We start from the raw sequence: 25,209 nt of genomic DNA, 5'->3' as shown, positions 1-25,209 counted from the left end.
ATCTTCAACCTGTCACTTCAGGAGTTGAATGTAATTCGGACAGTCGTTCCTTCGCCGTACACAGATTCAAGATCAATCCTATGATTCATCCGTGTTAACACTTCTTTGGCAATATACAGCCCCATGCCTGTGGACTCTTTGAAATGCCGCCCGTTCTCCCCGGTGAAGAAAGGCTGGAATACCCGGTTTAGATCAGACTTCGGAATTCCGATGCCCTGATCCTGCACTTCCAATATGATGGAGCGTTCGGCTTCATACGCACGCACATAGATCTTTTGCCCGCTGCCCGCGGAATATTTGATTGCATTGGACAGTAACTGTACCAAGACAAAACGAATCCACTTGGCATCGGATTGCACAACCAGCGCAGAATCGATATGTATCTCTGGATAGACGTGATTGCGGATGAAGAACCGTTTCAGCTCATGGATCGCCTCTTCCCCAGCGGTCCTCAGTATCACAGGTTCCACACTGAAATCCTGTTCGAAGGTATCCAACCTGGCCACATACAGCACAGTCTCCAAACCTCGCCTCATCTGGTCCGCTTCCTCCCGAATGCTTACGAGCCGAGGATCATCATCTTCCTGACCTTCCACGGTCAACTCAATAACGGATAACGGTGTCTTCATCTGATGGACCCACTGGTTCATGAATGTCAGATATTCTTGCTGCCGTTGTTCCAGCCGATGAAGATGAGCATGATACTGGCCGTATTGTGAATCCAACAACTTCTCCAGCGCCAGTGATAAAGGACTTGTTTCGTTCAATGGTACAAATTCCTTCAGGGAATCCATCGACCGTGACATCCGGGTATAAAAGGAGCGATGTGAATAATAACGATACACCAAATATCCGATGTATAAAAATAATCCCAACGCTACGGCATAAGTAGCCGTGACCCAATCGTTGTAACCGTCATACCAGAACACTGCAACAACAGTGAACAAGATGGCAACAACCCAGCACGTTAAAGCGAGATGTTCTCGTATAAACAATCTCATGATGGTGAAGAGGCCTTCCAGGTATTGTTCAATCGGTAACCCGAACCTCTGACCGTTTCCAGTGCGTCCGTAATACCAAGTTCGGCTAATCGTTTACGCACCCGAGTAACGTTTACGCTGAGTGTATTGTCATCCACAAAAGAGTCATCCCACAGCTTCTCCAAGATTGTCTCTCTGCTCACAAGCTTTGGACTGCGGCGCAGTAACGTTTCCAGCAGAATCGTTTCCTTCTTCGTCAGCTGCACTTTGCGATCACCAAGCTGAATCTCCAGTCTTTCCAAGTACACGACCAAACCGTCCAGCTCCACCTTGCGTTCTTCGTCACGTGCAGCATAGTCCCCATATACCCGGCGCAGCTGACTTCGAATTTTTGCTATAACAATCTCATGCTCAAATGGCTTCGTGATATAATCATCCGCCCCGTTCTCCAGTGCCATGACCTGATCCATCTTCCCACTCCGCGCGGAGATAAACAAAATAGGGCATGTGGACAGCGTACGAATCTGGCGACACCAATAGAAACCATCGTAACTGGGCAAGTTGATATCCAGAAGTACCACATGTGGCTGTACCTGCTCAAACTGTTGCACAATCATCTCAAAATCCTCGACCAGTACGGCCCGGTCCCCGTAGCGTTCAATATGTGATTTCAATAATCCCGCAATCTTGGGATCGTCCTCTATTATCATAATGGTATACATTATTGGATCTCACCTCTGGCAAAATCATAACACAGGATTTATTATCTAGCATCGATTTGCTTACTCCAATCCACAATATCTGCATTCAATTGCTTCAGGTCTCCGGAAGCTTTCTGATCATCGGATAACTTGTATTGTTGCTTCAATGCCAGGATACGATATACACTTTCATCAATTCGGGACTCGGTGATTTTGCCTGACTTTACTGCACTTATTAGCGTATCAAAAATCGTCTTGGCACTCTCATAACTGTGAGCTACCAACAGAATGTCACTTCCTGCTTTAACAGTTGCTAGGGCTGCCTGGTCCAACTTGTAGTTCTTCGCGATTGCACCCATACTCAGGTCATCTGTGATGACGACACCATCATACTTGAACTTCCCGCGCAGATGTTCACCTATAATGACATCCGATAAGGAAGCCGGATGATCCGGGTCCAGCTTCGGGAACAAAATGTGTGCAACCATGACCGCCTCTACCTGCTCCTTCACTGCGACCTGGAATGGAATCCATTCAAGCTCGGCCAGTTGTTTTTCCGTTTTGTTCACAACAGGCAGATCAAGATGGGAATCCACGGACGTATCACCATGACCCGGAAAATGTTTCACTACCGGAATAATACCTTCACTACGTAGTCCCTTCATCTCTGCAATCCCCATACGTGACACCAGTTCTGCCGAGCTGCCGAATGAACGATCTCCAATCACCGGGTTCTTCGGGTTACTATTCACATCCAGCACAGGAGCAAAGTCCACATTAAAACCCGCAAGCTGAACCTGTCTCGCCAACAATTCGCCCATCGTTTCAGCAAGCGCGCTGTCTTTCGTCTCGCCTACTTTTCTACTGGAAGGAATGGATTCCACCGTCTCTGGCATACGACTGACTTTCCCGCCCTCCTGATCCACACTCATGAAGATCGGTACCGGGTTGGACTGATTCGCTTCCTTGATGGACTTCACAAACTTGGCTGTTCCCTCGAGTGTTGATACATTGTTGGCATAGAAAATAATGCCCCCTACCTTTTGATTCGTAATCATCTGTTTGGCTTGATCATCCAACGTTGTCCCTTGAACACCGGCCAGTATCATCTGTCCAATCTTCTCTTCTAACGTTAATGAACTAAGCTGCTCCTGCACCGGATCGACTTCTTCCGGTACTTCTTCCTGCGGTGGAGCGGTATTCTGCTCCGGCGATGAGGAAGATTGCCCTGAGTTGGAGCCAGCGTTCGATCCGGTATTCGAGTCCGTTGCGGAGGAAGGTTTCTGTGCTTGGCCACATGCCGATAAAAGCAGAACGATCCCCAGCAGAAGACACATCATATGCAGTGGTTTTCTCCATGTATTGTTCGAGTTGTACCTATAGTTGTGCAAGGATATTCATCCTCCTTATGTAATGTCATCTTGGCAACCCTTGGGTTCAGGCCTAACCTTATCATAAGGCGGTGGATTTTCAAAATAAGTCGTACTGAAGATTGAATCGTTGTTCAGACACTTAAGCGGTAAAAAAAGTGGTTGCACTGGAACCTGAGATGTGGAACTTAATGGTGTTGTGACTAGGCGCGTGTGCGATGTATGTGGAGAATAAAAAGGAGTAACGGTGCAAAAAACGATTTTCTATTGTGAATTTTTCATATGTTGAAATTATTAGTATAGGCAAATCAAAAAGCCGCCCAAAGGCGGACTATTTGTTCGTTTTTGTTTTACTTTTCGTTATAAATCGTTGCCGTTCAGCGTTAGTTCACCTTTCACCAAACGTTCTTAGGCTTCTATTAATGGAGTGTTTGCAACACTTCCGTTGTAAATGGAATGATTTCGGATATGCGACCTTCACGAACTTTGGCAGGCCATTCGGGATCACTAAGCAGAACACGACCCAAGGCAATCAAGTCAAATTCATTGTTCTCCAACTTCTCATTTAATTGATCCAAATGGGCATCACCTGTTCCCTGGTTCTCGGTTGCTCTGTCTACGAATTCAGCTTCAAGACCTACCGACCCAACTGAAATAGCTGGTTTACCCGTTATTTTTTGCGTCCAACCCGCAAGATTCAGCTCAGATCCTTCGAATTCCGGTAACCAGAACCGGCGTGTAGAGCAATGGAATATATCCACGCCAGCAGCACTAAGTGGGGCCAAGAATTGCTCCAATTGTTCTGGCGTCTCCACCAGACGTGCCTCATAATTCCCCATCTTCCATTGGGAGAACCGGAGCACAATTGGGAAATCAGGACCAACAGCCGCACGACAAGCTTCAATCACTTCAACTGCAAATTGAGTTCGCCGTACCAAATCACCACCATAATTGTCGGTCCGTCGATTCGTCTGCTCCCAGAAGAATTGGTCAATCAGGTATCCATGGGCTCCGTGCAGTTCAATGCCGTCAAACCCGATTCGCTGTGCATCCGCTGCCGCTTGGGCAAATGCCTGTACAAGACCTTGAATCTCCTCTTCCGTTAATGGTTCACGTGATGGTTCACCTGCCATGCTTACCCCTGACGGACTTACAGGTTCAGCTTCTGCGTTAGGCAAGTCACCGGAACGACGTGCTGTACCCACATGCCACAATTGTGGCATGATTTTGCCACCCGCTTCATGTACTGCTTTCACTACATTAGCCCATCCTTGCAACGAATCTTCACCATGGAATAATGGAATACTCGCTCCACTAACCGAAGATGGATGATTAATGCCTGTACCTTCCGTTATGATGAGCCCCACTCCACCTGCTGCTCTGCGACGATAGTATTCAGCAACTTCTGGTCCAGGTACACCCTCTGGTGAGAATCCGCGAGTCATGGGTGCCATAACGATTCGATTAGACAATGTTAGCTTGTCCGAGGTGAAAGGTTTGAATAATGCTGAAGGTACGTTCATAGTACATTGCTCCTTTGCAATTGGAAGTGTGGAACTCCGCATCCACATGAAATGCGACATGCTTTTGTATATTGTAACACGTGTAATCCAGTTGACTGGTTTAGGATTATTTCTCTATCCATTTTATAGTTTCTTAATTTTATTTTCAAATTTTCGAAGTTGGGCGTTCAAACTACTCTTATAGAAAAAAAAAGAAAGCTACCTTACGGCAGCCTCTGTTGGATCACACTACCGAAGCAGTCTGACATGCACTCTACTACATCTTAAAGTATTTTCCCGGTCACCAATAATGTGGATGTAGCATAGTATATAATCCATAATCTTCCTTCCAATTTAATTAGCATTCACGGGGATATCACTGCGATTCACTCGAAGCAATTTCCCTGATGAAGTTGATAACACATCCGGATCGGTACCCAGACCAAAGTAGAAGTCACCCTCGTTCTCCTCAAAAGACTTGGCATAGGTGTCCTGGTTAAAACGTAAAATCTCATTCCATGTGGTCAGATCCGTTGATTGGTAGACCCGATTAATATACAGATTGGCACTTTGGCGAGTGTACGTAAGCACATACACCTTGCCATCACGCAACAGCACATCGGTTGGGAGCGCCTTGGCATCTGGGAGATTAACTCGCCTTGCCTGATTGATGTCGGTCATGACATTCAAAGATTTGGGCAGCAGCTGCCCATCATTGAACACGCCTCCCGCTATATAGAGCAACTTGTTATTGAAGTTAACATTTTTGCCTATTTTATTATAAGGAATCGTGCCCGTTTGATAGGTTAGTCCAGGCAGCATTTTGTTACCATAGATGACAACATCCCGTTTCTCAAGCTTTTCATTAATCTCCAAAATATTAGTTTTATCATTCCATATTTTATTGGCAGGATACATCATGCCAGATGCATATAACTTGCCATTAAGATGGAACATGGTATAAGCCCGGAAACCAAACGTATTAATGGTCGCATATTTCTGCCAAGTTTCACCTTCATTATGAGAGATTAGAATGGTTGGTTTGGACTCTGTACCCAGCGCGGCAAACATCTTGCCTTGATAAGATGCCAAATCGTATACGTGTACACCCAGCGGCAGATTGCGATATTTGGTCCACACTTCTCCATCCAGACGATAGAAGTTGCCCAGTTCCCACTGTTCACTATCGGAATCATTGCCAGGAATATATAACTTGTCGTTTAGTACTCGGTAGATATCAATCTGTTCCTCATCCACATACATCTTCGTTGATGGCAAAATGCCCGGGTTGCTGTTCGTTACCGACTGGGTCTTAAATTTTGCATTCGCTGTATCATAATAAATGACTGGAATAGGGCCTGAATTTGGAGCTACGCCCAGATTGCTGCTATTTCCGTGGCCCAAATATATCTTGCCGTTGTACAGTTGCATGTCCCAGACGTTATTAGCATATGGTGTTTTGGTAAAAGGTCTGCCTAGCAGTTCGATCTTCGATGTTACATCGGCTGAACTGATCGGTGCATTCGACACCTTGGCAAGCCCACGTTCCGTCGCAGGGGGTTGACTCGTTGACGTGGTGTTTTTCGGCTTGGAGTTCCCCATAAGCATCCAGCTCATTCCTGCGACAATGGTCAAAATTACGGCTGTCCATTTTGTATTTCTGTGCATGTCCGCTTCCTCCTTCATTTTTTCATCATTATTACCTTCACACCAAGATGATACAATTTGTATCTTTTTATACTATGTAAAACCACCCGCACATGCAACAAATTCCGCCCTATTTATACAAAAAAAGTAGACAATCACATCTGTTGATGTGCTGTCTACTTGTTCTTAATGTCTATGATTTCTATTCAGCTTTTACCAAAATCTTAACCTGATTTTTCTCTTTCAACAGTGCTTCAAATCCATGCTCTACCACTTCATCCAACGAAATTCGTTTGGTCACCAGCTTGTCAGCCGGGAAGAAACCTTTATCCATCAGACTGATAACAGCCGGGAACACATCGCGATAACCAATAATGCCATTAACTGTACGTTCTTTCATGACAATTGAGTTCGGGTGAATCGGCGCTTCCTGTTCAAAAATACTGACGATCATCAACTCTCCACCAATACGTGTTGAATCGATGGCTTGTTGCAGAACACGTGGAACACCGGTTACTTCATAGGCTACGTTAACGCCGCCTTGTGTACGTTGATGGATCTCTTCCACGACATTAAACTGAATGGGATCAATCACAATGGCACCGAGCTCTTCGGCTTTTGCTTTCCGTTCATCCGATAACTCCACCACATAAATATCCGACGCTCCCGAAGCTTTAAGCGCTTCGATGACCAGTAGTCCGATTGGGCCTGCGCCAAAAACGGCTGCTGTATCTCCCACTTTCAGCTTGCTTTGGCGCACAGCGTGAAGTGCTACAGCTGAAGGTTCAACCAACGCACCTTGCTCATACGAGATTGAATCCGGAATGGCATGTACCATGTTTTCTGCAGCAGTTACATACTCGGAGAATCCTCCTCCGCCTCCAGCGAGTCCAAGGAAACCCATCTGATCGCACAGATTGTATCTGCCCTGTTTACAAGCTTCGCAGTGTCCGCATGCATAGATGGGTTCTACCACAACACGATCGCCCGCCTTGAAACGTGTAACACCTTCCCCTACTTCAACCACCTGTCCTGAGAATTCATGCCCCATAACTATAGGCGCTTGTTCCCCTGTTAGCGGATGCGGTGCTTGAGCGGGAATGAAGATTGGACCTGCTGTGTACTCGTGTAAATCACTGCCACAGATACCGCACCATTCTACTTTTATTTTGACCTTTCCTTCTTCAGGCTGAGGTTCATTAATATTTTCGAGACGTAAATCTTTGACTCCATGCCAACGTAATGCTTTCATTCATTTCATCTCCCAGATCATAATTTGTGATATAATCGGAAACGTTTCCGTAAATTAAATATGTCACATTTTAGATACGCTGTCAAACATATTTCTCCACTAATATGGCTATTTCATGATCATATCGAGTTCACTGAAGAATGCTCGCACTTTAATTCAAGTGATCTTAGCGGTATTACAAACGATGTAATCCTTGTTATTAACATATATCATGGCAAATATTATTGTAGTCCCATTGAAATTTAATCAGGCGTTGCCATAAATCTGGCCCTTTCACGGGATACTTCATTGTTCAAATGTTATAATCAAGTTATATAACTATCGTGAAGTTCTTACATATTCCTAATAATTCGGAATCGTTTCCGATAAAGTGAGGTAACCGTACATTGAGGAAAGAACAGAAACTTACGATCAAGGACGTTGCAGAGCGTGCCGGCGTGGGCATCGCTACCGTATCCCGGGCCATCAACAATTCAGAAGGCATCAGCAGTAAAACACGGGATAAAGTGATGCAGGCCATTGAAGAACTGGGGTTTGTACCCAACACCTCGGCACAGAGTCTGAAAATCCGGCAAACGCACCAGATCGCTCTTGTTGTACCCGACATACGAAACGCCATCATTCCGGAAATCTCCTGGTCTGTAGAGCAAACGGCGAAGCAACATGGGTACCATGTCGTCCAGATCAATACGGCAGGCAATGCCAGAACGGAGCTTGAAACCATTCGTAATGTCAAAAAATTGCATGTGGACGGACTGATCTTCATGCCTCTGGCGTACCCCAAAACGTTACCCGGACTGATTGATAAGGCTCCGCTCCCTATCTCGATGATTAATTACGGCAAAAAACTGGAACCGGGTATGAAAGCGGATATCGTCTCTCTCTCTCAACCTGAAGGCAAATTGGTAATGGAACATCTGTTCAAGATCGGTCGAACTCGAATTGCATATGCGGGAGCACCGAAGGACATTATTGAAGAACGCTTTCGTGCGTATGAGCAAGCTGTAGGCCATGTGGACATTTCTCTCGTATACTTTGGTGAGGACTTTTCATTAAATACAGGTGCCAATGCTGCAGATTATTTCTATGGACTTACGCATATGCCAGATGCCGTCTATGCCATTAATGATATGGTTGCCATAGGATTGGTTAATCGGTTCAAGGAGTTAGGGGTTCGTGTACCTGAAGATGTGGCTGTTGTGGGTGTGGATAACAATCAATGGACAACCGTCACGTCTCCTCAGATTAGTTCCGTCTCCATAATGGGCGAAGAAGTCGCCAGACTTGCTACTGAGCTGTTGTTAAAACGAATTCGGGAGATGAGCACGACCGATTACGAACACATCCAGTTTGAACCGCGCTTAATCGTTCGTGAATCAAGCGTAGCCATGATTCATTCTTCCCAGCGAGGGCCACACAGTTAAATTTGGTGAGGGGGATGGGTCACCGGGATAGAATGTATTTTACATCCGTCCCTTCATTTGTTTACTACACAGATATACTAAAAAGGTGTTGCTCAGGTCTAACTCTTTCCTGGCAGCACCTTATTTGTCGTTGATTCTATATAACTATAGCAGAGTCATACTCCGCATACGTTCATTCTAAGAATGCAGTTGCCTGATCGGTGTTCCCTTCAGGAACATCGCTATATTCTCTACGGTATGATTATAATAGATCTCATAATTGCCACGAGTCACATAACCCAGATGCGGTGTGGCCAGAACGTTGGGCAATGTTCGCATCACATGGTTAACGGGTAGCGGTTCCTGCTCATATACATCCAGACCTGCACCAGCAATCACACCACGCTGCAATGCCTCCACCATAGCTTCCTGATCGACAATGCCCGCTCGCGACGTATTTATTAATAGCGCACTCGATTTCATTTGTTGAAATTCGGCTTGTCCGATCAGATTCCGCGTACGATCACTCAATACCAGATGAATGGATACAATGTCGCTCTGTGCAAGCAGTTGCTCCTTGGTCTCGCACCAGATCACACCATGTTTTTCGGTTTTCTCACGTGTTAGATTCTCGCTCCAGGCCATCACATTCATGCCAAATGCTTGTGCGATCTCAGCCATGCGAGTTCCTATCTTGCCCAAACCGAGCAATCCAAGTGTTCTCCCATGCAAATCCAACCCTACAGTGCTCTGCCAGTTTCGATTGGAGCGAAGTGCATTATTTTCCGTAACCAGTTGTCTGGACAGCCCTAGAATCAGTGCCCATGTAAGCTCCGTCGGCGGATTAGAGCTTCCCTCGGTTCCACACACAATAATCCCGTTCTTCTCTGCAGCCTTAAGATCTATCGACGCGTTGCGCATACCACTTGTAATCAGAAGTTTTAGCTTAGGGAGCTGCGAAATGACCTTCTCCGGAAACGGTGTACGTTCCCGCATCAGCACCACAATATCGAAATCCTGCAATTCTTGAATGACTTTATCTTCCGAGCCCATATAGTTGTTGAATGTCTGAATCTCCACCTGATCCATCAACGGACTCCAATCCGCCGACGTCAGCGCAACGTTCTGATAATCATCCAAAATGGCACAGCGCAACTTCGTATTCATTTCTGATCTCCTCCTATATCTGCTCAATTCTTGTATATATTGTAGCAACTCCGCATCACTTTAAACAGAATAATTCCCTATTAATGTAACAAAGACAGCGTAACCTGGATGCTCTGCTCTACAAACAAGCGGTCCGGTCCTGATTTCATCAGTACAGTCAGTCCAATCATGGATACAACCAGAGACTGTGCGACCGCACTTGCGTTCATGTCAGTAGACAACTCCCCGCTCTGTTGCCCTCGTTCTATCGTTTCTTTGAAAAGAACACCCAGGTACATCTGATGCTCCCGTGTAAGGACAGCGAATTTGGGATCATGTGGAGCCAGCTCAACCATCGTATTAATGCAAAAACAGCCGTGACTAGGCTCGGTCACACTCCCCTCTGCTCCAATATGTTCAAACAATCCACGAAAGGCTTCCCGCACGGAGGAGCCCTGTTGAAGTCTGGCTCTGACTTGAGCCGCGTGCTGAGTGGTATACCTGCGAAGTGCTGTTTCAAATAATTCCTTTTTATCTCCAAAAGCCGCATACAGACTGGGACGTTGTATGCCCATTGCGGTCGTCAAATCATTCAAAGATGCCGCTTCGAACCCTTTGTCCCAAAACGTATGCATCGCTGCATCGAGTGCTTTATCCGTATCAAATTCCCGTTGTCTAACCATACAATTCACCTCTTTATGTATCGATCAGTATGTTTATATATTTTAACCCCATAACAATGGATAAGTCAAAGATCACTCATTTAAAATTATTAAAATTAAGTAAACTCCTCCATAAAGCGTTTTTAACCAAATTGAAAATCTCACCCATTTCTCTGTTGACAGAATTCACGCAAATAAAGTATGGTTATTCCGAAACATAACATACTGATCAGTACATAATAGAAAGGTGACATCCATTTATGCAAACTTCTTCTCCAGATGCACAATTATCCAATAAGGATCGTCCTGCCATGTCACGGTTAGTTGCTCTTCTTTTTGCCGTGTGCAGCGGACTTGCGGTCGCCAATATCTATTATGCTCAGCCTTTGCTGGACTCCATCGCTCAAGAATTCAGCCTCTCTCCATCATCCATAGGGATTATCATCACAGTGACTCAAATATGTTATGCCTTGGGGCTGTTCCTTCTTGTTCCGCTTGGTGACCTCTTAAATCGCCGCAAGCTGATCATCATTCAAATGCTCTTATCCGTGCTTGCACTGGTTCTCGTAGGAACCGCACAATCCAGCTCACTTTTATTCACGGGCATGGCTGTCGTAGGTCTACTCGCGGTCATTACGCAAACGCTCGTTGCCTTTGCTGCACACTTGGCAGCCCCTTCCGAACGTGGTCGCATTGTCGGGCAGGTAACCAGCGGAATCGTCATTGGTATTTTACTTGCACGAACGGTTGCAGGTACGCTGAACGATTGGTTCGGGTGGAGATCGGTATATCTCTTCTCCGCCAGCCTTACATTACTCGGAATTGTCGCCTTATTTTTTGTTCTCCCAAGGCAACAATCCCCACAGGTAAAACAAAGCTATATCCAATTACTCGGTTCCGTCTTGCAACTGTACCGTGAGTTGCGTGTGTTACGAGTACGAGGTGTGCTGGCCATGCTGATTTTTACAGCCTTTAGCATCTTGTGGACTTCTATGGTACTGCCACTAAGTAGCCCTCCACTGTCCCTGTCTCATACAGTCATAGGTGCATTCGGTCTCGCAGGAGCGGCTGGAGCACTGGCCGCTGCCCGTGCAGGTAAACTCGCCGACCGGGGCCTTGGGCAGAAAACAACCGGTGTCGCCCTTGTCATTCTGCTCTTGTCCTGGCTGCCCATCGGTTATGTCCATCATTCTCTCTGGTTTCTGATCCTGGGCGTTATCCTGCTCGATCTCGCCGTGCAGGCCGTTCATGTTACCAACCAGAGCCTGATCTACGAAGTTCGCCCCGAAGCACAGAGCCGCCTGACGGCAGCTTATATGATCTTTTATTCCATCGGCAGTGCGATTGGCTCCATCGTTTCTACCCAAGTATATGCATGGGCGGGCTGGACAGCTGTTTCCTGGTTAGGTGCTGGCGTTAGTGCAGCAGCCCTTGTGTTCTGGATGATCGATCGTTATATGCATCGGAATCTCGATCGTTGAATTAGTCCAGTTTATTCCACACCACAATAAAAAGAGTTGCCAACGGACCAAATAACAGGGAAATCAGAAACCAGTTCCGACCACTTCTGTTTTTTCCCTGAGCCAGTCCGGCATTAATCAAGGCAAGGGTACCCCAACCTACAAAATATTCATTATCCATCAAATGTCTTCTCTCCTCTATCCCTTCAATTCTGGCTACTGCTCAAGCATATCTTTGAGCTTACGATTACGATCCTCCAGAAATGCCTGCATGTATCTCTTCAGCACAAGTCGCTCCGTTGCCCATCCCAGTAATCCAAGTGGAGCTTCGAATCGAAGTGTGTCTCTCATGCAAGTCATCTGATCCCCAATTACGCTGAAATGATGTTCATGTCGCATGCTCTTGAAAGCCCCTTTCTCCATCTGATCCACAAATAGAAACGGTCGTTCAAACTGTACAATTCGGGACTTCAGCTTCTGTCTGACCCCAAAATGAGTAGCCTGAAATGTAACGGTATCCCCTGCTCCAATTCTTCCTGTGGTTACTCCTGCAACTGCTCGCTCTCTTGTATGTTGCCAGACGGTCTGAGTATGTACATCAATATCCCGGGCATAGTCAAAGCATCGTTCAATCGAGGCATGTATCGTAATCTCGGTTGTCACTTCAATCATGGCGATCGCTCCTTGGCAGGAAAATAAGGTCTTTGCAAAGTATACGCTTGCTTCCTTGGTCGAACAACACATCTAGGATGATATAACAAAAAACGGGTCCCCTGTCTTCGTACAGGAGGCCCGTCCTCAATATAAGTAAGGAATACAGATCATATTTAGATTAAATAAGCAATTCATCAATGGCAAGTGTACGCTCTTTGGAGAGATCGCGATATTCTTCAGACTCCACTTTGATGAGTGGTTTGAAAATATCAGATGTATTGTTCATGACAATCACACCTTTTTCTCCATTGCTGAGCAGAACCTGTTTCCCGATGAAATTTGGAAGCAAATGTTGCATCAATGCCTGAACCGGTTTTTCATTCAATTTACCAAATCCCATTCCATAGATATCTCTAAGGTTGTTGATCAGATTTGGATTGCTTCCTCCGTGATTCCCCGATCTCATACCTATATAGATATCCGCTACAGATACAATCTGGGTATAGGGATGAATTTCACTTTTCTCAAGTTGCATCGGATAACCCGACCCATCTTCCCGCTCGTGATGCTGCAGAGCAACCAGTGCTGTCGCTTCATCCGTCATCGAATTTTTGATGATTTCATGACCATATATGGTGTGACGCTGCATTTCAAGCTGCTCGTCCGCTGTCAACGGTTCTGTTTTGTTCCGAATCCGGTGGGATACTTTGCACTTTCCAATGTCATGCAGATAACCACCGCGACTAATCTGATAACTCTCCTTCTGAGAATATCCAAGCCAATTCGCAAGGTAGAAGGACAACAATCCTACCTGGATTGAATGTGTATAGTTATTGACGTCATCCCGCTCCAGCATCATCAGGAGATGAACGACATCTTTCTGCTCATCCAGTCCCTCAACCATCGGTTGCAGTGCATCATCCACCATGGTGGCGTTGAACTTGCCAACGGTCAGAGCTTCGAGAAAAGCATTTTGATAATTATGTACAGTCTGAATAAATTGGGACTTCAGCTCTTCTTCAGGCGGTTCTTCCTTCGTAGTTATCCCCGAAGCATGCTTTGCGGCTGCTGCAAAAAATTCTGCTTCAGTGATTTCCTCTTCGCGTGATTCAATATCTACATAATCTACACGGTGCTGCATAAGCAAGGTGATATCCTCACCTTTGATCACAGTTCCCTTCCCGAGAACGTGTAATCCTGCATCGCTGAATGTATCCGCAGTTAGACGGTCTCCGTCTTGCAGGTTCATAATATGGATTCTCAAATCGGTATTCCCCCTGAACAATTCATTATAGTAACAGCACCCAACGGAACGGGGCCACAAAAATACCTATACTTCTTTATATCGTTATAATTCTTCATTTCATACATAGTTCAAACGACCTTAATCACAATGGTAAATACGAACGCCTAAGACTTTATCCTCACTCCAACATCCAAATTAGTCCCGGTTTTAAACTTTTACACACTTTTGTGCCTCATTGCCGTATCAGAGTAAGCCAAAGAAGTTCAAACGCTCCGTTTGAACTTCTTCAAGACATCTCAAATTAGATTTTGATCGAACCCAGACTAGCACCTTTAACAAAAAATCTTTCAATGCTCTTCTCGACCGAAGCATCGGGAATCAGCGGCGGTGCCTGATGGGGTTTGGTACGTGCATCAATAATCACCTGATCACAGCCCCAATGCTTGTGGTCATATCCGCTATTAACCCCGTACATGTCATGTGAAGGGTTGCTGCGAGTAAAGGTTGCCCATAAGAAGTTGCTGAGGTTAGCACTCAGGAACGAACTGTCGTCACATAGAATGATCATCGGACACGAGTCCAGACCTCCCTGTTCTTTCAATAGAGACGTGAATGCTTGCATCTCCTGTGCTGTATCCGCATAACTCGTAAAGGCCGATGTCTGGATCGAAACGATACCCGGCATGATGAGCTGTGGATTCTCATAACCACGAATGTTTTTCAAAGACTCCGGCACTTCCGTGCACAACTCTCGAACCTTGTCGCCATATGCTGCAAAAACGACCTTGCTACCGCTGTTCAGCCCTGTACCCGAGTAATCCAGTGTATCAATCGTTGTATGGGTATGGAAATGAATATCCCGCTGCATATCCATACGCTCCAAGATATAGGTCAGGAATTCAACTTCCTTATGGGTATCCAGAGGTTGCTGATCCTCAGCAGTAATAAACAGGTACTTCGCCAGACTGAGCTGACCCGTACCCAAAATGCGATTGGCAATCGTGAGCAACTCTGTCGGCTGCTTCACAGCCTGATACGGCGTGTAACGTTCACTGCCAATGGCAAACAGCAATGGATGAACCCCTGCTGCATCGACCGCATGCACTTCTTTGACACCAGGAATCTCCTGTTTAATCGCATCTCCAGTAATCTCATGAATCAAATCACCAAAAGCCGTATCCTCTTGCGGCGGACGACCAACAACCGTAAACGGCCAGATAGCATTAGGTTTGGCATAGACTTTATGCACACGCATTAACGGGAATTCATGTGTCAGACTGTAATAACCCAGATGATCACCGAACGGCCCTTCGGGTTTTGTCTCACCTGGGTAGATATCACCCGTGATGACAAAATCGGCATCATTACTGATGCAATATCCGTCCTTGTAACTGTACCGGAAGCGACGTCCAGCGAGCAGACCGGCAAATGTCATCTCACTAAGTCCTTCAGGCAAAGGCATAACCGCTGAAAGTGTATGTGCAGGCGGACCCCCAATGAAAATACTCACTTTCAGTGGTTCTCCCTTTTTGACAGCTTTGGCTTGATGTATACCAATTCCGCGATGAATCTGATAGTGTAACCCTATTTCCTTGTTCATTTCAAAATCATTGCCATCCAGTTGAACCCGGTACATCCCCAGATTGGAATTCATGATGCCTGGCTTATCTGGATCTTCGGAATACACCTGCGGTAGAGTCACAAATGCCCCACCGTCCATAGGCCAGTGCTTGATGAGAGGCAAGTCCGAGATTTGAATTTCTTGCGCGGACACTGGTAGACTAATAGACTTCTGTTTTGGCAGCGCCTGCCACGCAGCAAGACCTGTTTGGACATGCTGAAATGGTGTCTTAAGCGCCTTCATGGGATCGTCACGAACTGCCATGACCCGTTGTACGCCTTCCAGCGTACCGCGGAACATGAACTTGCTTCGTTCCACCGTGCCGAACAGATTGGATACGGCCTGGAACTTTGAGCCTTTTACATTTTCGAATAACAAAGCAGGGCCTTTAGCCTCGTGCACTTTCATGTGGATCGCTGCCATCTCCAGATGAGGATCAACCTCTTCTTTGACCCGAATCAAATGACCGTGTTGCTCCAGATCGTTAATACAATCTTCCATGTTGCGATATTTCATTGGATGGCTCCATTCTCTGTATGATTAAATTAATTAAGTTCATAGATTCACATAACGTCTCTTCTATTTTATCAAATGATCCACTGCTAAACAAAACTATATGTGAAATTTTGTCGCGAATACAGATATCAAAAAAGCAATCTGGCAGCAATCTGAATCCTGAACGCACAGGGACCGATTGTTTCCATATTGCTCTCTCTGTTCTGGCTTGCCTTAAGATGTAGGTGTAATGGTCGATCTGGGGATCGTGACAATAAACTGTGTGCCTTTACCCATTTCGTTCTCTACATCAATTGTACATTGATGCAATTTCAATATTTTAATCACAATGGACAAACCCAATCCATTCCCTCGAAGCGAGCTGCTTCGCGCTTTGTCCACCATGTAGAATCGATCAAAGATATACGGGAGGGCTTCCTCAGGTATTCCTTGTCCAGAATCTCTAATCAATACCTTCACAAATGAAGATGACGTCTCAATTTCGACATGAATGGTACCTTGTGGACCGGTGTATTTGATCGCATTGTTTATTAAATTTTGCCAGACCTGATCAAACAAATCTTTGTCCACTGTGATCTCGCAGGGCAACAAATCCAATTCGATCTGTATGTCCTTCTGAGCCCACTGCGGCTCTGCCAGTAAAATCGCCCTTCTTAATTGTTCATCTACCTGGAATGTGGTGAAATGAACCGGATGATGCTCTGAATCCAGCGAGGCTAGCCGAAGCAGATTATCACTGAGCCTCGATAAGCGTAGCGTTTCTTCATATATAATATCCAGATGCTCTTTCTGCTCTTCTAATGGAATAACACCATCTTGTAGTGCTCTGGTGAATCCTCTAATTGATGTGAGCGGAGATTGCATTTCATGAGAGACGTTGCTGACAAAGTCATCACGAACCGAATCGATTTTTTGCAACTCACTGGCCATATGATTAAAGCTCTCCATCAGTTCCCCAAACTCATCCTGATTATTATGTTTCAAGCGGACCGACAGGTCACCTGAGGACATCTCCTTCGCTGCAACCGTTAATCTCTTAATCGGTTTCACAATGTACCCGGACATGAACAGGATTAATAAGCTGCCAATCACCAGAACCGTTAACAGTGAGGTTAAGAGCGTGTTTCGCAGTGTATGAAAAAGAGAGGAGAAATCACTCTGAATCAGAAATGTGCCGATCCCCTCGTTTGTTCCAGGAACACCTATGGTCGCGATTCCATCTTTACTGGACAGAAAAATGGCATCCGTTGTACCCGTTTCAAACAACGAATGAACTTTGTCCTCTGGCAAGGAAGATAACACTTCACTTTGTTCATTCACGGGAGTGATATTTAAGCCGTAGCGAGCAAAGATACCCAAGCTTGATTTCACTTTTTCCGGATCATCAATCAGGTTAATCAGTGTAGCGAGATCTTGAGCAAAGGTAACCATAAAACGATTCGGTGTTTTTTCCTGGGACCCGTTATTTATCATAAAGGAGAGAATTAAACTCACCAGAACAATCCCGATAAACGTAGCTACGATGCGAAGTCGCAGGCTTTTCCTAAACATTTTCATGCCCGCTCCAGCCGATAACCGAGTCCTCTTATCGTTGAGATCACTAGCTCAGGTACGGGTTCAAGCCGTTCCCTTAACCGTTTGATATGTACATCAACCGTACGCTCATCTCCTTCGTAATCGATGCCCCATATGTCATCTATAAGCTGTGTACGTGTGAATATTTTCCCTGGCGAACTCGCCAGAGAAAATAACAATTCACATTCCTTCTTTTTCAATTCGATAGATTGTCCATCCGCGATGATCATCAGGTTGCCCAAATCAATCGTTACACCGCTGATCTGAATCATGTTTGATGCACTTTTGTTATATCGTTTCAGTAACGATTTTACACGCAAGATTAACTCCACAGGATCAAATGGTTTAACCAGGTAATCGTCTGATCCTGCATTAAATCCTCTGACTTTGTCCTTGGATTCTCCCTTGGCAGTCACCATCAGGATGGGAATATCCAGATAAGACCGAATATCTTCCGTCAGTTCAATGCCGTCTATTCGCGGCATCATCACATCCACAATCGCCAGATCAACTTTCGTGTGCGAGAGGATATCTAACGCCTCTTGACCGTCTGGTGCTTCCAGCACGGAAAATTGATTCTTTTCAAGATAGATTCGGATTAATTTACGGATATGGGAATCATCGTCCACCACCAGAATTGTGTTCATGTAGCCATTATCCTTTCCAAAATTGATATTTATTCGTATCGTAAGGATTCCATCGGGTCCAGCTTCGCCGCTTTTGATGATGGCATCAAACCGGCAACAATACTAATCGCTGTACTTACCACGATCCCAAACAAGATATAATATCCCGAGAGATTAATGAGTTTAGCTCCAAACGCATTGTCCAAAAGAATGTTTAATACATAACTAATGATCACTGCAAAGATTACCGCAATAATACCACTAAATACGCCTAATAAGGCAGATTCGGAGAAGAATATTCGCTTGATATCTTTCTTTCTTGCTCCAATCGCTCGGAGAATTCCGATCTCCTTTGTCCGTTCCACGACACTAATATAGAGTACTACCAGTATCATAATACCGGATACGATCAACGAAATACCTGCAATACCCGCAAGTACAATGGAAGCCATACTTACATATGTGGTGATATTCTCCATGACCTTGGCCATTTGGGAGCCTGCGAAACCAGCGTCTACAGCAGCTTCATTGATATCATTTACATATTTAATATCGGTTGCATAGGCGTTAACTTGAATTGGCCCAATCGTTATTCCTTCGTCCGCATACATTTGCTCCAGCGTCTCTGATGAAATGTACCCCGGGGATTGTTGCATTGGAGATTGCGGATCTGCCGCTTCGTAGATCCCTGAGATTGTTACTTCTTTCTCCAAAGTCACTGGTTTATTATTACTATCCATCTCATTGATATATAAAAACACGGACTTGCCGATCATGGTTTCAGCTTGATCATCTCCGCTTAATTGTTTCGCTGTATCGAGAGGTAACAGCATCTGATTTTCTACCGGCAGAACACCAGTTGTCATCAATGCTGGATCAAAAGCATCCGTTAACGTTGTTAACTGTGTGAGTCCTACACTTTGTTTTTCATTCACCATAGTGGATTTGCCTGTAATGGTCGTAATTGTCTCTACATGATCCACATTAGGAAAATTGCGAATCGTCTCTACATCAGCTTCGGTGAACGGTTCACCTGGTGCCATCAAGGCCTCAGGACCTTGCATGTCCTTGGCTTCTTCACTCGGCTTTGTTATATCCACGAGGAAAGGGTCCATACTTGAATTGATTTCGTCATTCATATACGTCGTTATTCCATTCCCCAAGGAGAGCATCAGGAGTACACTTAATATACCTATAGATCCACCCAAAGCGACCAGAACATTACGCTTGCCGTTGAGTTTCATATTTTTAAGTGCCATCTTGAATGAAGCAAGCAAGCTCAGGCTACGGGAAGAATCCTGACCACTCTCGTAAACAGCCGTAGAAGGATCTTTCAGGTGAATATCATCACTAATACGCCCCTCTTCAACCTTCACAATCCGTGTACCGGAGTCAGCGACTTTCTGCGAGTGAGTTACGGCAATCACCAGCATTCCCTTTTTGGCTATACTGTCGAGCAAAGCGAGGATTTGATCTCCGTTTTCCCTATCCAGAGCACCCGTCGGTTCATCTGCAAGAATAATATCCGGATTGTTGGATAATGCCCGTGCGATGGAAACCCGTTGCTTCTGACCGCCAGATAACTGGTTGGGACGTTTGTTCAGATGATCCTTCAGTCCCACCTCTGTCAATATATCAACAGCACGTTGGTTGCGATCCTTCTCATTGGTATCCGTCATTTGCATCGCAATCGTTACATTTTCGAGGACAGACAGATGCGGGATCAGATTGAAATTTTGAAAGACAAAGCCGATATTATTCTTCCGATAATCATCCATTTCCTTCTCTGTCATGGCACTTAAGTTCTTGCCACGAACAACGACGTCCCCTTCATAATCGGAGTCCATGCCACCAATGATATTCATCAGTGTTGACTTACCACAGCCAGATTCACCGAGGATGGAGACAAATTCCCCTGTCTCAAAACTTAAGTTCAAACCGTGGAGTACCGGAACTCTTTCTTTTCCATATAAGGTGTATGATTTCTTCACATTTTTAACTTCTAGTATTTTCATATGGATCTCTTCCTCTCCTGATCATGCACGATATCTATCTATTTGATGTTCATATCGTAACAAATCAGTATGAACTGATAATGAACTGGACCATTGCACCTATAAGAGGTTCGAAGAGAACTATATGCAAAAAAAACACCTACAGCTTGCTTGAAATTTCATTTCAAGTAAGTGTAGGTGTCCAAATTTGATTAGATTAATCCCGCTTTTGCAAGTAACCTTTTCACAATCGCGGCTGACTGTGCACGACTAATGTCTGCATCTGACATCAGTTTGCCATCAGCACCTTGTAACAGCTCTTGTTTAATCGCCGATGCAACTGGCTCTGCTGCCCAAGCCTGTACTTTAGCGCTATCGCTGTATGTGCTCAGCAGACTTGTTGTCTCTGACTGGTCAGCCTGTGCCAGACCGACCAGTTTCATCGCACGTGACACAATAGTCAGCGCTTCCGCACGAGAAATTTCGCTGTTCGGACGGAAGCTGTCGTCAGCATAACCTGAGATCAGGCCGTAGGACACAGCCGTCTGAACCTCATCCTCATACCAGCTGCCAGTCTTCACATCTGTGAACGATGCCGCTTCTGTACTGCGCGGGGAGTGCAGCCCCAAACCTCTTAACAGAACAGCCGTAAACTCTGCCCGTGTAATACTCCGGTCTGGCGCAAATACGTCCTCACCGGTACCTTGTACGATCAGACGGGATGCCAGATCCTGTACGTCATCACGACTCCAGTGACTTGATACATCGCTGAATGTTGCCGGATGATAGATCAGCGCATAGGTGCTGTTCGTCAAGCTGTTAATAATAGCAGAATCTTGCACGTTACCTTTGATAACCTTTGTCGGTACATGCAGAAGGCTGCCATCTGGCTGAAGCACAACTCCTGTCGTGATCTTTGAACCATCGACACCTTCTGGCAAAGTAATGGAGCGCTCTACATAAGAGTTGAAACGATCTACATTAACTTGCTGTCCATTCCAGATCGCTTTTACTTCAAAATCAATCGGAGCTGCGATCACCGTTGTGTTCTCCAACTTATCCGCTGCGGCCTGAATTGCTGTTTGTTTAGATGTGGCACTAGGCAAAATAGCGATTTGGATTGTGATATCTTCCAACGGAACCGTGTTTCCGAATTGGTTGAGAATCTGTTCTACCTGAATCTGGTTAGCTGGAAGTGTGTACGTACCGCTGTCTGTCTGAATGACAACTTCGGCATTACTTCCTTCCATCGTTTTGACCAGTTTGCCGTTCAGTTCACCAACTACTGCGCCTTTGCCAGTACCTGTAATAGGCAGCAGAAGCGTTTTTAGACCACTTCCAATCTGATTAATCACTTTATCATTATCCACATGAACCGTGGTGGTAACCTGATTGTTTACCGTTGATGTGGTGGCCGTCGCAGATTGTTCCTGCTTCTTTCCGTTCACATAGATGTCTACGCCTTTGGTTACCGCCGGAGTCGATGGAACTGGGGTAATCACGGGTGTAGTTGGCGATACACTTCCTCCTCCACCCGAAGAGTTACCAGGATTCGGCGTAGGTGTCGAACCGGAATTGTCGCCACCTGAATTTGCTGCTGTAATTGTGATTGTTCCACCAGACAACTGAGCACCACTATTGTGTTCTACATTTGTAAAATGCCAATGTTCTGAATCAGTTTGATCTACGGATAGCTGTTTCGTTCCAGGCGCCGCATTGCTTTTGGCTTTGATTTCCATATCAAATAATTGGGTTTCATCTACAATTGAGTGGTCACCCCCAGTAAAATCAACCCAGATGATCCGTACCCAGCCTTCCGCATTATTAATTTGGTACTGGAAGTCTGCTACACCATCTTCATTTGGGGATGTGCTGATGACGTTGACAGATTTAGGCGTGATCCGAACAATTTCCAGTGCAGACGTATCATAATCAATCTGCATATTATAAGCTTTCACCCCGAAATAGGACTTCTTCAATGCAACAGGTACATGAACGGTCTGCCCTGCCTGTACGCTCACATTTGCAAATTGTACTTGTGATGGTTCTGCCGGCTCTGCCCCAGCTATACTCGGGAATACGATAGACGAGAGTAGCGTCAGTGCAATGAGACCTGACATTGTTTTTCTGATTCTAGGACGTTTCTTTTTCGGTTGAAACATGTGATAGCCTCCATGTCTGTATCAATTGATAGATCGTATGGTAAAGATAGAAAATGTATTGTTATTCGTTATCTAAAATAAAAAATTGAATTAATCAAGGCGTTGTATTTTTTCTTTTCCAACAATGTATACTTTTCTAGGCTCCGTATTCGAGTCCCAAGTGGACTGAGTAATAACTTCGAGCACAAGATAATAACCTTCGTCCTCATCTTTAACGGTATACTTTGCTCCTGTTTCCCCCTCGATTGGCACCATATCTTCTCTCGAAGCTTCTGTTGCGCGGTACCACTGGTAAGAAGGAGTATTAATGTAATCATTGTAATCAATATCCATTATATAATGACTAACGCCAATTTCATTTCCAATTAACATGGCATTCTTCAATTCACCATTTAGTACATACGGCGCATCATCTACTTGCTTAAAGGTCAACACATAGTCATTGTTTTTTCCACCAAGTGTTTTGCCTTTGTATCCTATTAACAAAGCATCCATGTCCCCCAGAGTGGGTTCCGTATTACGATCTACATCCATTCGGTTCATCTCTACATAAGAAAAGCTGCGGCGAGTCATCATGTTACGAATATAATTGAAAAGGTCTACGGCATCCAAAGAATTCACTTTTCCGTCTGCATTTACATCCCCTTTTTTACTAATGTAAAGTTCAATGTTATCCGTAACAGTCTCTGGTGCACCAGAGATCATATAATTCGCTTTCAATTCGATGTTGATTTTGCCGCTTTGGCGAGGAATAACCACCAATGTACTGACAGGCGTTGTCATATTCTCATCCTGTCTCGTTTCTACATACGCCTCAGCGATGCTGTTATCACTTGAGCTGGCTGTAGGCGGGCTATACTCATCGGATCGAAATTGTGTACTTAGATTGATTCTGATGATATTATTGGTGGTTACCTCAATAGGCACTTCGGGCACAAAAGAAGGATTATCTTGTGCCGATGAATAACTTAACCAGTTAATGCCATCGTTAAGAACAGGTTGTGAAATCTTAATCTCCGGACCAATTGCTCCTGCGTTAGCTTGTGGAAGCGTTCCACCTATAGGCAACGCAATGCTCAGCCCGAGTGCAGTCAACATGCTTTTTTTCAATATCGGCTTAAGCCGTTTTTTGTTTTGTTTCCCCTTCAATTCATGTTCCTCCTCGTATACATTTCAAATTTGAACAACTACATGCTCAGTATAACGACCCATTCTGAACCGATTCTGAACAGGACCACAGAACTACTTCCAGTTGAAATTCGACAAAAAACGCCATGGAGTAAGCCTCCATAGCGTTTTGAACACAAATCATTTTCCAGTTTGGATCATATTCACCTAAAATTAAATTCCCTCAACAATCCTTTTGGCTCTAACCTTCACCTCACGGTAAAGTTCATCCTCATCAATCGTGAGCAACTTTCTGCCTCTCATGAGGATCTGACCATTCACGATCATGGTGTCCACGTCCGCCCCATTTACGCTGTAAGCCAGTAACGATTCTACCTCATGTACCGGTTGAAGATGTGGTTTCGCCAGATCGATCAGGATCAGATCAGCTTTGCACCCCACCTCAAGCATCCCTACGTCATCCTGTAGACCAAGCAGACTAGCACTTCCGCGTGTAGCCATGCTTAGTACGTCCTTGGCTGGCAAGCGAGTTGGGTCGCCATAATCCAGCTTTTGCAGCCAGGTCGCGGCTTTGATCTCCTCGAACATATCCACGGTTGTGGCACTTCCCGCTCCATCCGTTCCGATTCCAACGTTAATTCCCTGAGCCAACATCTCGGTAATTGGAGCAATTCCACAGCCCAGCTTCAGATTGCTGACTGGATTGTGTGCTACACCGCCGCGCATGCCCTTCAATCTGCCGATGTCCCTGCGATTGAGGTGCACACCATGTGCAAGCAACACATGTGCCTGTTCGAACATCCCCGCCTCTTCCAGATACTCTGTCGGTGTCATGCCATAGCGCTCACGAATCTTTACAACTTCTTCCTTCGTCTCAGCCAGATGAATATGTAGCGGGATATCCTCTGTGACAGCCATGGCAATGACTTCACGAAGCGGCTCCATGGGACAAGTGTAGGGTGAGTGGGGCCCATACATGGTTGTAATCCGTCCATCGGCCGCTCCAGACCAGCGTTGTACAAGATCGATCGCTTCCTGCAACCTGCGTCCCCCATCATCCTCCATGAATACCATCCCACGTGTAAGCGATGCCCGCATACCCGTTTGTTTAACCGCTTCTGCAATCTCATTCATATGAATGTACATATCCGCAAAAGCAGTGGTACCCGAACGGATCATCTCGGCGATGGATAACTTGGCACCCCAATAGATGTCTTCCGGGTTCATCCGTGCTTCAGCAGGCAGCATTTTGCGTTCGAGCCAGTCCATCAGCTTCAGATCATCCGAAAATCCCCGGAGCAGACTCATCGGTGTATGTTGGTGGGCATTAATCAGTCCTGGCATGGCAACCTTATTGCGCCCATCGATAATCTCATCTTGGGGGTGAGGCACAATGTGATCAGCAATCTGCGTAATGCGATCACCCTCAACACGAATATCCCCCGTAAAGGGGGCATCGGCATCTTTCATCGTTAGGATCGTAGCTTGCTGAATTAGTATACTCATTACATTCACGGCTCCTCTGAATTGGTTATGGTTCTTTCCATATCCGAGGGTAAGCCTT

20 protein-coding genes are annotated in these 25,209 nt (G+C 45.4%); 2 read left to right on the top strand and 18 right to left on the bottom strand.

The window, feature by feature from the left end; translation table 11 throughout:
* Positions 1–17 precede the first annotated feature (17 nt).
* From EL84_RS19265 to EL84_RS19240, 6 genes are all read right to left on the bottom strand, one after another.
* Positions 18–1,001 (bottom strand): sensor histidine kinase, encoded by a 984-nt coding sequence (locus EL84_RS19265; protein WP_047842721.1) that lies wholly within the window; start codon positions 999–1,001, stop codon positions 18–20.
* Positions 998–1,702: a response regulator transcription factor gene (locus EL84_RS19260; RefSeq protein ID WP_047842720.1), complete on the bottom strand. Its 705-nt coding sequence runs from the start codon at positions 1,700–1,702 to the stop codon at positions 998–1,000. Before EL84_RS19260 ends, EL84_RS19265 begins: the two co-directional genes overlap by 4 nt.
* Before the next feature lie 41 nt (positions 1,703–1,743).
* On the bottom strand, positions 1,744–3,072 hold the full coding sequence (gene nagZ, locus EL84_RS19255; RefSeq protein WP_235431553.1) for a beta-N-acetylhexosaminidase: 1,329 nt from the start codon (positions 3,070–3,072) through the stop codon (positions 1,744–1,746).
* 398 nt (positions 3,073–3,470) lie between these two features.
* Positions 3,471–4,574, bottom strand: a complete 1,104-nt coding sequence (locus EL84_RS19250) for an NADH:flavin oxidoreductase (RefSeq protein ID WP_047842719.1) — start codon at positions 4,572–4,574, stop codon at positions 3,471–3,473.
* A gap of 333 nt (positions 4,575–4,907) precedes the next feature.
* Positions 4,908–6,221, bottom strand: a complete 1,314-nt coding sequence (locus tag EL84_RS19245; protein WP_047842718.1) for a hypothetical protein — start codon at positions 6,219–6,221, stop codon at positions 4,908–4,910.
* A 181-nt stretch (positions 6,222–6,402) separates the two neighbouring features.
* Positions 6,403–7,452, bottom strand: coding sequence for a 2,3-butanediol dehydrogenase (locus EL84_RS19240; protein ID WP_047842717.1), 1,050 nt, complete (start codon positions 7,450–7,452; stop codon positions 6,403–6,405).
* A 386-nt stretch (positions 7,453–7,838) separates the two neighbouring features.
* Between EL84_RS19240 and EL84_RS19235 the strand changes: the two genes are divergently transcribed.
* Entirely contained in the window at positions 7,839–8,876 is a 1,038-nt protein-coding gene (locus EL84_RS19235; RefSeq protein WP_036608611.1) for a LacI family DNA-binding transcriptional regulator, read from the top strand.
* Between the two features lie 177 nt (positions 8,877–9,053).
* On the opposite strand, the gene EL84_RS19230 is transcribed toward EL84_RS19235, so the two are convergent.
* Both EL84_RS19230 and EL84_RS19225 read right to left on the bottom strand, forming a co-directional pair.
* The gene (locus tag EL84_RS19230) at positions 9,054–10,022 is read right to left on the bottom strand and encodes a D-2-hydroxyacid dehydrogenase family protein (protein WP_047842716.1); all 969 of its coding nucleotides are present in this window, start codon (positions 10,020–10,022) and stop codon (positions 9,054–9,056) included.
* A gap of 80 nt (positions 10,023–10,102) precedes the next feature.
* A complete protein-coding gene (locus EL84_RS19225) occupies positions 10,103–10,684 on the bottom strand; it encodes a TetR/AcrR family transcriptional regulator (RefSeq protein WP_036670661.1) in 582 nt (193 codons plus the stop codon).
* Positions 10,685–10,923: 239 nt separating this feature from the next.
* Between EL84_RS19225 and EL84_RS19220 the strand changes: the two genes are divergently transcribed.
* Positions 10,924–12,144, top strand: a complete 1,221-nt coding sequence (locus tag EL84_RS19220; RefSeq protein WP_047842715.1) for an MFS transporter — start codon at positions 10,924–10,926, stop codon at positions 12,142–12,144.
* Position 12,145: 1 nt separating this feature from the next.
* Here the strand turns inward: EL84_RS19220 and EL84_RS32160 are convergent, their stop codons facing one another.
* The 10 genes from EL84_RS32160 to EL84_RS19175 form a co-directional block, all read right to left on the bottom strand.
* On the bottom strand, positions 12,146–12,307 hold the full coding sequence (locus tag EL84_RS32160) for a hypothetical protein (RefSeq protein WP_155985038.1): 162 nt from the start codon (positions 12,305–12,307) through the stop codon (positions 12,146–12,148).
* A 32-nt stretch (positions 12,308–12,339) separates the two neighbouring features.
* On the bottom strand, positions 12,340–12,795 hold the full coding sequence (locus EL84_RS19215) for an SRPBCC family protein (protein WP_047842714.1): 456 nt from the start codon (positions 12,793–12,795) through the stop codon (positions 12,340–12,342).
* Positions 12,796–12,955: 160 nt separating this feature from the next.
* Complete coding sequence (locus EL84_RS19210) at positions 12,956–14,041, bottom strand: HD-GYP domain-containing protein (protein ID WP_047842713.1); 1,086 nt, start codon at positions 14,039–14,041, stop codon at positions 12,956–12,958.
* 283 nt (positions 14,042–14,324) lie between these two features.
* Positions 14,325–16,160, bottom strand: a complete 1,836-nt coding sequence (locus EL84_RS19205; protein WP_047842712.1) for a UbiD family decarboxylase — start codon at positions 16,158–16,160, stop codon at positions 14,325–14,327.
* A gap of 213 nt (positions 16,161–16,373) precedes the next feature.
* Positions 16,374–17,711 (bottom strand): sensor histidine kinase, encoded by a 1,338-nt coding sequence (locus EL84_RS19200; protein WP_047842711.1) that lies wholly within the window; start codon positions 17,709–17,711, stop codon positions 16,374–16,376.
* 2 nt (positions 17,712–17,713) lie between these two features.
* The gene (locus EL84_RS19195; protein ID WP_047842710.1) at positions 17,714–18,382 is read right to left on the bottom strand and encodes a response regulator transcription factor; all 669 of its coding nucleotides are present in this window, start codon (positions 18,380–18,382) and stop codon (positions 17,714–17,716) included.
* Between the two features lie 29 nt (positions 18,383–18,411).
* The gene (locus tag EL84_RS19190) at positions 18,412–20,376 is read right to left on the bottom strand and encodes an ATP-binding cassette domain-containing protein (RefSeq protein WP_047842709.1); all 1,965 of its coding nucleotides are present in this window, start codon (positions 20,374–20,376) and stop codon (positions 18,412–18,414) included.
* Between the two features lie 191 nt (positions 20,377–20,567).
* Positions 20,568–22,517 carry an S-layer homology domain-containing protein gene (locus EL84_RS19185; RefSeq protein WP_053061538.1) on the bottom strand — a complete coding sequence of 650 codons (1,950 nt, stop codon included), beginning with the start codon at positions 22,515–22,517 and terminating at the stop codon, positions 20,568–20,570.
* A gap of 90 nt (positions 22,518–22,607) precedes the next feature.
* Positions 22,608–23,666: a dockerin type I domain-containing protein gene (locus EL84_RS19180; RefSeq protein ID WP_047842708.1), complete on the bottom strand. Its 1,059-nt coding sequence runs from the start codon at positions 23,664–23,666 to the stop codon at positions 22,608–22,610.
* Between the two features lie 192 nt (positions 23,667–23,858).
* Positions 23,859–25,151 carry an amidohydrolase gene (locus tag EL84_RS19175; protein ID WP_047842707.1) on the bottom strand — a complete coding sequence of 431 codons (1,293 nt, stop codon included), beginning with the start codon at positions 25,149–25,151 and terminating at the stop codon, positions 23,859–23,861.
* Positions 25,152–25,209 lie beyond the last annotated feature (58 nt).

This window comes from Paenibacillus sp. VT-400 (assembly GCF_001029205.1).
Lineage (GTDB): Bacteria > Bacillota > Bacilli > Paenibacillales > Paenibacillaceae > Paenibacillus > Paenibacillus amylolyticus.
Note: the sequence above shows the minus strand (reverse complement) of the source record. Positions and strands in the feature narration are given on the sequence as shown.

What these genes read in the sequence shown, in the direction of transcription:
- EL84_RS19265 (WP_047842721.1), bottom strand. Translation starts at nt 1,001, where the DNA reads ATGAGATTGTTTATACGAGAACATCTCGCTTTAACGTGCTGGGTTGTT.
- EL84_RS19260 (WP_047842720.1), bottom strand. Translation starts at nt 1,702, where the DNA reads ATGTATACCATTATGATAATAGAGGACGATCCCAAGATTGCGGGATTA.
- EL84_RS19250 (WP_047842719.1), bottom strand. Translation starts at nt 4,574, where the DNA reads ATGAACGTACCTTCAGCATTATTCAAACCTTTCACCTCGGACAAGCTA.
- EL84_RS19245 (WP_047842718.1), bottom strand. Translation starts at nt 6,221, where the DNA reads ATGCACAGAAATACAAAATGGACAGCCGTAATTTTGACCATTGTCGCA.
- EL84_RS19240 (WP_047842717.1), bottom strand. Translation starts at nt 7,452, where the DNA reads ATGAAAGCATTACGTTGGCATGGAGTCAAAGATTTACGTCTCGAAAAT.
- EL84_RS19230 (WP_047842716.1), bottom strand. Translation starts at nt 10,022, where the DNA reads ATGAATACGAAGTTGCGCTGTGCCATTTTGGATGATTATCAGAACGTT.
- EL84_RS19225 (WP_036670661.1), bottom strand. Translation starts at nt 10,684, where the DNA reads ATGGTTAGACAACGGGAATTTGATACGGATAAAGCACTCGATGCAGCG.
- EL84_RS19220 (WP_047842715.1), top strand. Translation starts at nt 10,924, where the DNA reads ATGCAAACTTCTTCTCCAGATGCACAATTATCCAATAAGGATCGTCCT.
- EL84_RS19215 (WP_047842714.1), bottom strand. Translation starts at nt 12,795, where the DNA reads ATGATTGAAGTGACAACCGAGATTACGATACATGCCTCGATTGAACGA.
- EL84_RS19205 (WP_047842712.1), bottom strand. Translation starts at nt 16,160, where the DNA reads ATGAAATATCGCAACATGGAAGATTGTATTAACGATCTGGAGCAACAC.
- EL84_RS19200 (WP_047842711.1), bottom strand. Translation starts at nt 17,711, where the DNA reads ATGTTTAGGAAAAGCCTGCGACTTCGCATCGTAGCTACGTTTATCGGG.
- EL84_RS19195 (WP_047842710.1), bottom strand. Translation starts at nt 18,382, where the DNA reads ATGAACACAATTCTGGTGGTGGACGATGATTCCCATATCCGTAAATTA.
- EL84_RS19190 (WP_047842709.1), bottom strand. Translation starts at nt 20,376, where the DNA reads ATGAAAATACTAGAAGTTAAAAATGTGAAGAAATCATACACCTTATAT.
- EL84_RS19185 (WP_053061538.1), bottom strand. Translation starts at nt 22,517, where the DNA reads ATGTTTCAACCGAAAAAGAAACGTCCTAGAATCAGAAAAACAATGTCA.
- EL84_RS19175 (WP_047842707.1), bottom strand. Translation starts at nt 25,151, where the DNA reads ATGAGTATACTAATTCAGCAAGCTACGATCCTAACGATGAAAGATGCC.